11 protein-coding genes are annotated in these 11,833 nt (G+C 39.6%); 9 read left to right on the forward strand and 2 right to left on the reverse strand.

The window, feature by feature from the left end:
- Positions 1-76 precede the first annotated feature (76 nt).
- A complete protein-coding gene (locus GSQ84_RS10540) occupies positions 77-808 on the reverse strand; it encodes an RDD family protein (protein WP_158797169.1) in 732 nt (243 codons plus the stop codon).
- A gap of 89 nt (positions 809-897) precedes the next feature.
- On the opposite strand from GSQ84_RS10540, the gene GSQ84_RS10545 reads away from it, so the two are divergent.
- The 9 genes from GSQ84_RS10545 (at position 898) to GSQ84_RS10585 (ending at position 10,633) form a co-directional block, all read left to right on the forward strand.
- Positions 898-1,860 carry a stage II sporulation protein M gene (locus GSQ84_RS10545; RefSeq protein WP_158797170.1) on the forward strand — a complete coding sequence of 321 codons (963 nt, stop codon included), beginning with the start codon at positions 898-900 and terminating at the stop codon, positions 1,858-1,860.
- Positions 1,853-2,728: a hypothetical protein gene (locus tag GSQ84_RS10550; RefSeq protein ID WP_158797171.1), complete on the forward strand. Its 876-nt coding sequence runs from the start codon at positions 1,853-1,855 to the stop codon at positions 2,726-2,728. Before GSQ84_RS10545 ends, GSQ84_RS10550 begins: the two co-directional genes overlap by 8 nt.
- A 1-nt stretch (position 2,729) precedes the next feature.
- Entirely contained in the window at positions 2,730-3,452 is a 723-nt protein-coding gene (locus GSQ84_RS10555; RefSeq protein WP_158797172.1) for a DUF4129 domain-containing protein, read from the forward strand.
- Positions 3,449-4,630: a DUF4350 domain-containing protein gene (locus GSQ84_RS10560; RefSeq protein WP_158797173.1), complete on the forward strand. Its 1,182-nt coding sequence runs from the start codon at positions 3,449-3,451 to the stop codon at positions 4,628-4,630. The genes GSQ84_RS10555 and GSQ84_RS10560 overlap by 4 nt, the downstream gene beginning before the upstream one ends.
- Positions 4,631-4,633: 3 nt before the next feature.
- Entirely contained in the window at positions 4,634-5,611 is a 978-nt protein-coding gene (locus tag GSQ84_RS10565) for a MoxR family ATPase (RefSeq protein WP_158797174.1), read from the forward strand.
- 11 nt (positions 5,612-5,622) lie between these two features.
- Positions 5,623-6,969 (forward strand): DUF58 domain-containing protein, encoded by a 1,347-nt coding sequence (locus GSQ84_RS10570; protein ID WP_158797175.1) that lies wholly within the window; start codon positions 5,623-5,625, stop codon positions 6,967-6,969.
- 87 nt (positions 6,970-7,056) lie between these two features.
- Positions 7,057-7,803, forward strand: coding sequence for a bifunctional 2-polyprenyl-6-hydroxyphenol methylase/3-demethylubiquinol 3-O-methyltransferase UbiG (locus tag GSQ84_RS10575; RefSeq protein WP_158797176.1), 747 nt, complete (start codon positions 7,057-7,059; stop codon positions 7,801-7,803).
- 108 nt (positions 7,804-7,911) lie between these two features.
- Positions 7,912-9,564: an ABC transporter ATP-binding protein gene (locus GSQ84_RS10580; RefSeq protein ID WP_158797177.1), complete on the forward strand. Its 1,653-nt coding sequence runs from the start codon at positions 7,912-7,914 to the stop codon at positions 9,562-9,564.
- Positions 9,554-10,633 (forward strand): glycosyltransferase, encoded by a 1,080-nt coding sequence (locus tag GSQ84_RS10585; RefSeq protein ID WP_158797178.1) that lies wholly within the window; start codon positions 9,554-9,556, stop codon positions 10,631-10,633. The genes GSQ84_RS10580 and GSQ84_RS10585 overlap by 11 nt, the downstream gene beginning before the upstream one ends.
- Here the strand turns inward: GSQ84_RS10585 and GSQ84_RS10590 are convergent.
- Positions 10,609-11,706, reverse strand: a complete 1,098-nt coding sequence (locus tag GSQ84_RS10590) for a glycosyltransferase family 4 protein (protein ID WP_158797179.1) — start codon at positions 11,704-11,706, stop codon at positions 10,609-10,611. The genes GSQ84_RS10585 and GSQ84_RS10590 overlap by 25 nt on opposite strands.
- Positions 11,707-11,833: the final 127 nt, after the last annotated feature.

Consider the following 11,833-nt stretch of genomic DNA (forward strand, 5'->3'; position numbering starts at 1 on the left):
GTTGATAATAGAACCCAATGTATTTAATTGTGATTAACAAATGATGAAGTCCTGATGAAGTTTATCACAACCACATCTAATCTGCGGCAGAAGTAACGTGGTTATAATCTTTAATCACAGTGGATAGAAAATCCAGTCGCTGTTCTTCTTCCGGCGGCCGGACACCTAATTTGCCGGCGATTTTAACTGACATCGTATATAACAATTCGGCACTGCCCGTTTGGTAATAAACAGTAATTACTTCATGGATCAATTCAATATCACTATCATTCAACTGGCCTGCTTGTGCAAAAACAGTGGTATAACCATCTTCAGCAGGAATAAAAACAATATGTCCGAAATCAGTGCGCGGAACAGTTTTAATCACCGCAGTGCCTGCTACGATATCTCCAATCCGCTGCTTGTTCTCAGACAGCACAATACAGATCATTCCTCCAACCTGAAAAGTTAGCACAAAATCAACCAGTCTGAATAACCAGCGGATAAAATACTGTCCCATTGTGGCAGGGCTGCCATCCAGGCTAATCACTTTGATCTTCATGGATCTTTTTCCAATGCACTGACCATTCATAAAAATCTCGCACAGCAAGTTATAAAATACATAACCCACTGCAAAAATGATCCCCTCCACGTACATTGCCGTTTTGTTGTTGCTGATTGACAGCAATGCGCCTACCATCAGAAACAAAAAAAACAGCCCTAAAAAAACACCCAGGTCAATTAATCTTGCTGCTATTCTCTCTCCTAAACCGGCAACGGGATAATCGATATCTACATGCTGACTGGTACTTACCTTTATTGTTTCCATAAAAATCAAATATAATACTGATATTGAAATTACTGTTGTAGAAATTGATTTTTGTTCATACTTTACATAAAAAAATAGTAGTCAATTTTATGAGGGAGGCATTGTTCGTTAAGCAGAATTCCGTAAAATGGAAAGCCTATGAAGAATTGCATACCACAAACCCTGACGACCTTTCAGACCGGTTTATTGAGATTACCAACGATCTCTCTTACGCCAAAACTTTCTATCCCAAATCCAATACTACCGCTTACTTAAACGGACTGGCTTCTACGCTGCACCAGTCAATTTATAAAAACAAAAAAGAAGATTCAAACCGCTTTGTCAATTTCTGGAAATTTGAATTGCCGGAGCTCTTCCATATCTATCGTAAACAGCTGCTTTACGCTTTGTTATTTTTTTTAATCTCCACGGCTATAGGCGTACTTTCTGCAAAATATGATGCCTCTTTTTTAAGGCTTGTACTTGGCGATAGTTATGTCAATATGACCAACGACAATATTGCTAAAGGAAATCCTTTTGGTGTATATAAACAGCATGGAGAAATGGAAATGTTTGTGATGATTGCGGCCAATAATATTTATGTAGCCATGATCACCTTTGTCAGCGGCCTCTTTTTTTCTGTAGGCCCTATTGTTTTTATGTTAAAAAACGGCGTCATGCTGGGTTCATTTGAATATTACTTTTTCAGCAGGGGCCTGGGACTGGAATCTATACTGGTCATCTGGATTCATGGAACTTTAGAGATATCGGCTATCATTATTGCCGGTGCCGCAGGCTTAGTGCTTGGTCACGGATTACTCTTCCCGAAAACATATACCCGTCTGCAGGCTTTTAAAAACAGTGCAAAAGACGGCACAAAGATGGCCCTGGGTATTGTACCGATCTTACTGGTCGCTGCACTACTGGAAGGTTTTGTTACCCGTCATACCCAAATGCCCTTATGGCTTAGCTTAAGTATTTTAAGCAGTTCCCTCCTTTTCATTATCTGGTATGTGATCTTATACCCGATAAGACTTTCAAAACGCAATCAAAAACTTATAAATAATGCTTAACAAAATAGAATTCAAGAAAATCAGAGATTTCGGGGAAATTATTAACGACACTTTCCTGTTTTTAAAACAGAATTTCAAACCTTTGCTCAAGGTATTCATTTACCTGTGTGGATTTTTCATCCTGGCCAGCATGATCATAGGTATCAATCAACAGATCAACCTTCAGAAGATTACGGGGGCACCTGGACGGTTTCCTAATTTCAGGTTGTTAAACCCATTAATGATAGTGGAATATTTCTTTTCTTTCGTTTTTGGTTTAGCAAGTTTCACCGCCATGAACCTTTCTATCCTGTGTTTTATCAGCCTGTATGTAGAAAAAGGAAATATAGCCCCGACCGTAGAAGAAGTATGGGCTTATTTTAAATATTTTTTCTTTCGTGCAATGGGAAGCTTTGTGGTGATCTCCATATTCGCGGGCCTATGTTTTGTCTGTTTAATCCTGCCAGGAATTTATGTATTCCCGGCGCTGTCTATTTTCTTTCCTGTGATGATCATGGAAAATGGCAGCCTTAGCCATTCTTTTGGCCGTGCATTTAAATTATTGAAAGATCAGTGGTGGAGTACCGCCGGAACGTTACTGATCATCTGGATCATCACTAGTGCCTGTTCATCTATCGCCTCTCTACCCGCCATGGCTTTAACTTTATTTGGGGTATTCGCCTCTTCGTCTCATACGCTAAGCAATACCGTGATCATTGTTTCTTCCATTAGCCAGTCTATCTGTCAGGTATTTATGATCATCCCTATTGTTTGTGTTTCATTCATTTACTTCAATTTAGTGGAACGCCGGGAGAACGTGGGATTAATGGAGCGCATTAACCATCTGGGTGAAACAAAGGAAAATTTTAATAGCAACGAAGCTTATTAATATGTACCGGTTTCTTTTGGCAATTCTTTTCCAGGGCATATTTGCTGTGGCTCTCCCTGTTAACATAACCCGGGCAGCCACCCAAAAAGAAACTGTCCTTAAATATGATACTGCTAAAATCTCGATAAGGAATTTTGACCTGCAAAAGATAGCCGGCTACCGGAAACAGACCGCGTTTATTTATCAGGATACCGCTCCGGGTTTAACCTGGTGGGAAAGGTTCTGGATGGGTTTCTGGAACCTGATTGATCATCTGTTTAAAAACAAACAGTCCGGCGCCATCCTGGGATACCTGATCCTTGCAGCAATAATTGTGTTCATTGTTTTTGCAGCGTTTAAAATGACAGGTATTGACCTCCGGATTTTTACCGGTAAATCCAAACCTATTGCCATTCCTTACAGTGAATCTCTGGACAACATCAATGAGATCAACTTCAATGAAGAATTGAAGCAGGCTATAAGCGCAGGAAACTACCGGCTTGCGGTAAGGCTGTTTTACCTGAGTTCCCTAAAAAAACTTAACGATAAACAACTTATCAGCTGGCAGCCGGAAAAAACCAATCAGACCTATATCAATGAGCTGGAAAATCTTCAGCAGAGACAGCGGTTTAAACTGCTGACTATCCAGTTTGAATATATCTGGTATGGTGATTTTTCCCTTGATGAAGAAAATTTTAACAGGATAAAGACCAGCTTTGACCTATTTAACCAGGAAACATCATGAAGGGGCTCCGCTTATATCTGATAGGCAGTGCCGTGGTGATGGTCCTTTACCTGATTGCACAATATTACAAGCCTAAACCTACCGACTGGACGCCGACTTATTTAAGGGAAGATAAAATCCCTTTTGGGCTTTACCTGCTGCAACAGGAAATGGGAACCCTGTTTCCGGGCACCAGTATAAAAACATCGAGGTTACCGGTTTATAATACTTTAAGAGGAAAAAACCTGAGTCATACAAACTATCTCTTTATAGGAGGAGACCTGAAATTTGACGCACTGGACTACCGGGAACTAATTTCTTTTATGAAACGAGGTAACCATGTATTTATCGCGGCTACCGATATCGGGGATTTACTGAATGACAAGCTAAAGCTCCGGATCAAAACGGTACTTACTTTTGCGGAAAAGAAAAGTATTCCTGTCAGTTTTGTAAACCCGGCACTTCAGAACCATGGTGATTACATTTTTGACAAAGGGATCAGCGACCAGCATTTTGGTAAAATCGATACCTTAAGGGCAACCATACTAGGGAAAAACGCCGATGGGCAGGTCAATTTTGTAAAATACACTTTTGGCAAAGGTGCTTTATACATCTTACCCAATCCACAGCTGTTAACCAATTACAGCCTGCTGACCCCACATGGTGCAGCCTATGCAACCCGGGCACTCTCCTATTTACCGAATGCGGATAACCTGATCTGGGACGAAAACAATACCAAAGGAGGCATAGAAGGCAGCTCTCTTTTCAGGGTAATTTTTGCACATGCCCCATTACGGTGGGCCTATGAATTAGCTATAGGAGGCCTGCTAATCTTTGTATTCTATGAGATGAAACGCAGACAGCGAATTATCCCTGTTGTAGCACCCTTAAACAATTCGTCGGCAGATTTTATACAGGTAGTAGGCAAGGTATATTATCAGCAGCGCGATAATAGGGATATTTCCCAAAAGAAGATCAGCTATTTCCTTGAATATATCCGTACCACCTACCGGTTGAAAACAACCACAATAGATGAAGAACTGGTGACGGCTTTAACCGTAAAATCCGGGGTACCCGAAGAAAATATCCGTCAATTACTGGACGCCATCAATGGGATAAGCCCTTTAAAAAAAGTGAGTGACCAGCAGCTCATCAATCTGAATAAACTCATGGAGAATTTTTATATACAAGCCCAATAAATTATGGAACCTGAAATATTTAATCAAAGAACGGATCTGACCGAGCTGAATACTGCAGTAGAACGAATCAGGCAGACTCTGGGCAAGATCATTGTAGGACAGAAAGAGACGATAAACTTTTTAATCGCCGGACTGCTGGCCGATGGGCACATCTTATTGGAAGGCGTGCCCGGAGTAGCCAAAACCTTAGCTGCTAAACTGGTGGCAAAAAGTATTGATGCCTCTTTTTCACGTATACAGTTCACGCCCGATCTGATGCCGTCAGATGTTCTGGGCACATCGGTGTTTGATCCCAGGACTGCTTCTTTTGAATATAGAAAAGGCCCGATTTTCGGACATATTATATTGATTGATGAAATCAATCGCGCCCCCGCAAAGACACAGTCGGCCCTATTTGAAGTAATGGAAGAACGGCAGATCACTATAGATGGGCATACTTACCTATTGGATGAGCCTTTTATGGTATTGGCTACTCAAAATCCGATAGAACATGAAGGAACCTACAGGTTACCGGAAGCACAATTAGATCGTTTTCTCTTTAAAATTGAGATTGGTTATCCAACACTGGAAGAAGAAGTGGAAATCCTGTTCAACCAGCATCAGCACAAAGTGGAAACTGAATTGCAAAAAATAGAAGCTGTGCTCGGTATCACACAGATTATATCCTGCCGTGCATTGATAAAAGCACTCCATGTGGATTCAAAACTGATTGAATATGCAGCTAAGATTGTTCATGAAACCAGGATCAATAAATCTATTTATTTAGGTGCCTCCCCACGTGCATCCTTAGCACTGATCAATAGTGCCAAAGCTATTGCTGCTATGGAAGGACGTGACTTTGTAACACCCGAAGATATTATCAAAGTAGCTGTACCGGTGCTCGCCCATAGAATTATGCTTACACCTGATAAAGAAATGGAAGGTCTGACCGCTGCCGATATCATCGCCCAGATCATACAAAAAATAGAGATACCAAGGTAAAAACTACGCTATTGAAATCCCTCTTCAAAAAATATTACCAGGACCTTTTTCTGGGCAAAAGACTTTTTGCCGGGATAGGCCTCTGTGTAACGCTGTTCCTGTTTGCCTTCTTCCTTCCCTGGCTGGGCGACTTACCTTATATCTGTTTTTGGGTATTGGTTATCTTATTCATCGTTGACCTTTTACTTTTATACAAAGCTGAACGCACTGTTTTTTTACGCAGGGAACTCCCTGAAAGATTAAGCAATGGTGATGATAACCAGATTAGTATTTATATAGAGAACTTCTATTCTTTTAGTATCCGGCTTGGCATTATCGATGAAATACCTTTTCAGTTTCAAAAAAGAGACCTCTGGTTTAAAAGTGATTTAAAACCGGGTGAACATAAAATGATAACCTATTCACTGCGCCCGACAAAAAGAGGGGAATACTTATTCGGTAAGGTTCGTTTATATGCAGAATCCCCATTAAGGTTAATCAGCAGGAGGTTTAACTTCGGCACCGACATCACTATTCCTGTTTATCCATCCTTTCTGCAATTACGCAAATACGAATTGATGGCAGCATCCAACAGGTTAACAGAGATAGGCATCAAAAAAATAAGACGTATTGGCCATAGCCTTGAATTTGACCAGGTAAAAAATTATGTAAAGGGTGATGACTACCGGACCATCAACTGGAAAGCCACAGCCCGCAAAGGCGATCTGATGGTAAATTCTTATACCGATGAGCGGGCACAGCATGTATATTGTGTCATTGATAAATCCAGGGCTATGAAAATGCCTTTTGAAGGCCTCAGCTTACTGGATTATGCCATTAATGCGAGTCTTGTATTGCTGAATGTGGCTTTAATCAAAGAAGATAAAGCAGGGCTGATCACCATCGGAGAAAAGGTAGGGAACATTATCCCGGCAGACCGCAGGCCTGCACATCTGGGTAAAATCATGGAGGTGTTATACCTGGAGAAGACGAGGTACCTGGAAGCAAATATGGAAGCCCTGCACATCACCATCCGGAGGGTTTTAAAACAGCGTAGCCTGATCATATTTTTCACCAATTTTGAAACTGTATCCGCACTCAACAGGCAATTGCCATCCCTGAAACACATTGCAAAATTCCACCTTTTACTGGTTGTGTTCTTTGAAAACACAGCGGTAAAATCAATCAGTGAAAACCCTGCAAAGGATGTAGAAGGGATTTACATTAAAACTATAGCTGAGAAATTTGCCTATGAGAAAAAATCAATGGTAAAAGAACTGGCAAAACATGGTATATTAAGTATCCTTACCAGCCCTGAAAACTTAACAGTAAGCGTAGTCAACAGGTACCTGGCCATAAAAGCGCAACAAAAAATTTAATTTATTCTTAGCAAAGAATGGTTCGCTGGCAACGATAGCCAATGTTGAGACGTATAAGGAGCATTAAGGTATTTAATTAACCATCATATGAAGACCAGCCATGCCTCTGTTTCACAACATACACTATTAGTTGCAGGGGAGACATTCGAGGACATGTATACCGTTTTGCGAAATAAAGAGGGAAGAACATATACGGATGAACAAGTGGCTTTACTCCCTTACATTAAACCAGAACATCCAAATGAAAAAGAGTGGAAGATCAGAACACAGTCATCAGACCGCCTGGTTAATCACTTACAAAAGCAAAGGAAACCTTTAAATATTTTAGAAGTCGGGTCTGGCAATGGCTGGCTGTCGGCCAAACTTGCAAAGATCGAAAATGTAAAAGTGACTGGACTTGAACCCAATAACATTGAAACAGAACAGGCACAAAGGGTATTTAAAAAAAGTAATTTAAGGTTTATCACCGGCAATTTTAGCGAACAACTGTTTAAAGATCAGCCAAAGTTTGATGTGATTATTTTTGCAGCCTCTTTACAATACTTCCCCATATTTAAAGAGGTCATTGAAAATGCATTTGCCTTATTAAATCCTAATGGCTACCTCCATATTTTAGACACCAATTTTTATAAAGAAGATGAATTGCAAATAGCCAAAGAGAGGTGCGTTGCATATTTTAATGCTTTAGGTTTGCCCTTAATGAGTGGAAATTATTTTCATCATCTATTCAATGAGATTTACTCTTTTAAGCACAAAATCATGTTTAGCCCCCATACTTTATGGAATAAACTTACCCATCAGCAGGGCTTTTACTGGATCATCCTAAAACCATGAAATCTGCTGGCTCAAAATGAATAATTCTGGCTGATCGTATCAAATATTGAATTAATTCGTAGTACAAGGCAACTAGATAACATCTTTAGCCGTACCATAAGTATAATTATGGTCAAAAAAATCGCTCAGATATTAGGTCGAAAAGAGAAAATAAAAATGGCCATCCTGACCATTTTTGATTTGATTATCGGCATTTTAGATATTGCTTTTTTAGGGTTTTTATTACTGCTGATTAACTTTTACACAAAGAACAACAATACCAGTAATTCCCGGCTGCTACAGCTTTTTAGCAGTGGAAATCCTTTACTTCTTCCAGGGCTCTTTTTCTTACTGTTCAGCTTAAAAAACTGGATGGGTTATCTCCTTACTTCAGCTCAGAGTTCTTTCTTTTACGAGGTTTCTTCACGATTATCCAGGCAAAATATTCTACGTTATTTAAATGACGACTATATCAATTTTGTAGCTATCGATTCTTCTGTCCGGATTCGTAAAATAAGCCAGCAGCCTATCGAATTCAGTAATTACATATTAACGAATGTACAATCGGTCGTTTCCCAGGGCATCCTGATCTGCTGTACCATTATAGGAATTTTTTGCTATCATCCGTCCCTGTTTCTATTGCTGTTCTTATTGTTATCGCCCCCAGTAATTGCCCTGGCTTATTTCATTAGAAAAAAAATGAAGCACATCCGTGCCCATACAAAAATAACAGGAGAGAAATCTATACAGCATTTACAGGAATCACTTTCGGGATATATAGAAAGCAATATTTATGGTAAAAACGACTTTTTTGTGGACCGTTATGATCGCTACCAGGAACAGCTGAATAAAAATATTGCTACCCAGCAAAGTCTGCAAAGCCTGCCTTCAAGGTTGATAGAAGTTTTTGCCGTCCTTGGTTTCTTTATTCTGATAGCCATTAATAAATGGTCTATGCATACTCCTTTTGTTGATTTACTGACGATAGGAATTTTTATGGCCGCTTCCTATAAAGTTATTCCAGGCATTGTCAAGATCTTAAACAGTACCGGGCAAATCAAAACGTATAGCTTCATTTTAAATGATCTGTTACCTGAAGATAAAACCGGCAAAGTTTTTAACCAGTCAGCAGAGCAGATACAATCCATAAAATTTCAGCAGACCGGATTTAAATATAAACAGCAATCCATACTTAAGGATTTTAGTTTCGATCTGCAGCCCGGAGATTTCGTGGGCATCTCAGGCAATTCGGGCCAGGGAAAAACTACGATTATTAACCTTATCCTGGGTTTCCTGACACCGGATAACGGAGAGATCTTTTTTAATCACCAAAGCACCACCTGCTTTGAGCGGCAGCATTACTGGCAAAGAATCTCCTATGTTAAGCAGCAGCCTTTTCTGATCAATGATTCTATCCTGAAAAACATCACTTTTTCGGATGCCGGTTATGATACTGAACGCTTAGCGGATGCCCTTTCATTTGCAGGAATCGACAGGATGTCCGCTCAATGTCCGGATGGGGACAACCACCTGATTACAGAAAATGGAAAAAATATAAGCGGTGGACAACGACAGCGCATCATGCTGGCGAGAGCAATATATCATGATTTTGATTTACTGATCTTAGATGAACCTTTTAGCGAAATGGATGAAAAATCCGAAAAAGAAATTCTTACTTCATTGAAATTACTGGCTGAAAAAGGCAAAATGATCATCATGATCACTCATCACAAAGCCAGCCTTTCTTATTGTAACCAAACAATCTTGTTAAATGGAGACTAATAAACGTAAAACGCTGGTTATCCTTAGTCCGGGTTTCCCGGAAAATGAAGCTGATAGTACCTGTCTTCCACCGCAGCAAATATTCGTAAAGGCATTAAAAGAAGTTTATCCGGAGCTCAATATTATTGTTTTAACTTTTCAATATCCGTTCTTTTCAGCCAAATATGATTGGCATGGTGTCAGGGTGATCTCTTTTGGCGGAAAAAATAAGGGCCGGCTTTATCGGTTATTTATGAATGTAAGAATTCTGGCAACCCTAAGGAAATTAAGAAGAGAAGAGCAAATAATTGGTTTGTTAAGCTTCTGGTTTGGAAAATGTGCCTATCTGGGTAATCTTTTTACTAAAAAGTACCATTTAAAACATTACAGCTGGATCTTAGGGCAAGATGCAAAGGCAGGTAACAAATACTTTCGTAAAATCAATCCCGAAGGGGAATCTTTAATCGCCCTGTCTGATTTTATTGTCCGGGAATTCAGTAAAAACTACGGCATTGTACCAGCGCACATTGTTCCGGTAGGAATAAATACTTCTTTATTTAAGCAAATCAATGAAAGGAGGAATATCGATATTTTAGGTGCTGGTTCATTGATCCCGCTTAAGCAGTACCGTATTTTTATTACCATGATCAGTGCCCTGAAAGAATTTCATCCGGAAATTAAAGCTGCCATTTGCGGGGATGGTCCTGAAAGGGAAGAATTGCAAGCGTTGATCGAATTGATGAAATTGGATGACAATGTGGTACTACTTGGAAGATTAACCCACCAGGAAGTATTGACTTATATGCAAAAGTCAAGGATATTTCTGCATCCATCGGATTATGAGGGCTTTGGTGCAGTTTGCCTGGAAGCCCTTTACGCTGGTGCAGATGTAGTTAGTTTTGTCAAACCAATGGATACAGCCATAACAAACTGGCACATTGCTGCTGATAAATATGAAATGCTGCAATTGTTAAAACAGCTTTTAGCGCAGCCCATTATTTCCCGCCAGCCTGTATTGCCCTATACCATACAAGATAATGCGAAAAAGATGATCGGCCTATTTGATTATAATGAGCCGGCAATTTCATAAATCTGCCTGGCAATAGCCTCAAAGGAAAGTGTTGATTTAAAATAAGCCAGGCACAACCGCTGCTTTTCTTCTATATCCATTTCCCTGGTTTGCATTAATGCGGCCAGCAATGCAGTTTCACTCCCGGCCTCATATAAAATACCGCATTTTCCATGATCGGTAATCATTTGAAAAGAAGAAATGTCTGTTACAATGGGAACACATCTGCAGGACATCGCTTCGCAAATTGCGGTTCCGCTGCCTTCATAAAATGAACCGGAAAGAATAAAATCGGCGCTATTAAACCAATACAGTAAATCGCTATGAGGAATTTGCCCAACCAAAATGACAGCTCCACGGCTTGGGTGTTCTTTCAGCAGTTCTTTGATGGAAGACAATAATTCGTCAGTGTGATAGATCATATATAATTTCGCCTCCCGTTCAACAGCTGCGAATTTTAAAAATGTGCTGACTATATTAAGAGGGTCTTTATTTTCATTTAGTCTTCCTACCCACAAAAAAACAGGTTGACCTTTAACTCCTGTTTTTAACCTGGCGCTGCTTCTTTCCACAGGATAAAAAATTGAAGAAACTTCCATTACCTCATGTATCTTTTCTGAAGAAGACAAATTTCCTTTTTTCACCCAGTCGTCACCAAGCCCGTGAGAAGCAAATAAATAAGCATCTACCCCAATGTCAGCAATCCTTTGTGCATATTTTTTAATTCCCGGTAATGGTTTTTCGGCATGGTGCTGCACCATAATCTTTGTTTTTTTTGGTAAGATCAGTCGCAATTGAATCAATTGCAGTGGCAGGTGTAGTCCATGAACAACTACAATATCAGGAATCAGCTCTTTAACAAAACGGTTTAACTGCAGGGAGAAGTGTTTTTTTTGCCGATCAAATTTCACAAAATGATAGTGGATATTTTGATGGATATAATCGCCTTCATAATCAATTTGTTTTACATCATGAACCCTAGCAATTTTGGCTAAATATTCATAGACGCCGCTGTACCCTTCAATTCTTTTTAGCCAGCTTTCGGGGGAAGAAAATTCGGGCGAATAATTATAACTGACAAAAACAAAATTCATAAAAGGAATAAAAAGACCATAGCATAAAATCATCAATTGAATAATCATAAAGAAACTCATATTCAATTATTTACCGGAAAAATAAGTTTCATTATTACGATGTAACAATGCTTATAAATATACAGAA

It is taken from the genome of Pedobacter sp. L105 (assembly GCF_009765875.1).
GTDB lineage: Bacteria > Bacteroidota > Bacteroidia > Sphingobacteriales > Sphingobacteriaceae > Pedobacter.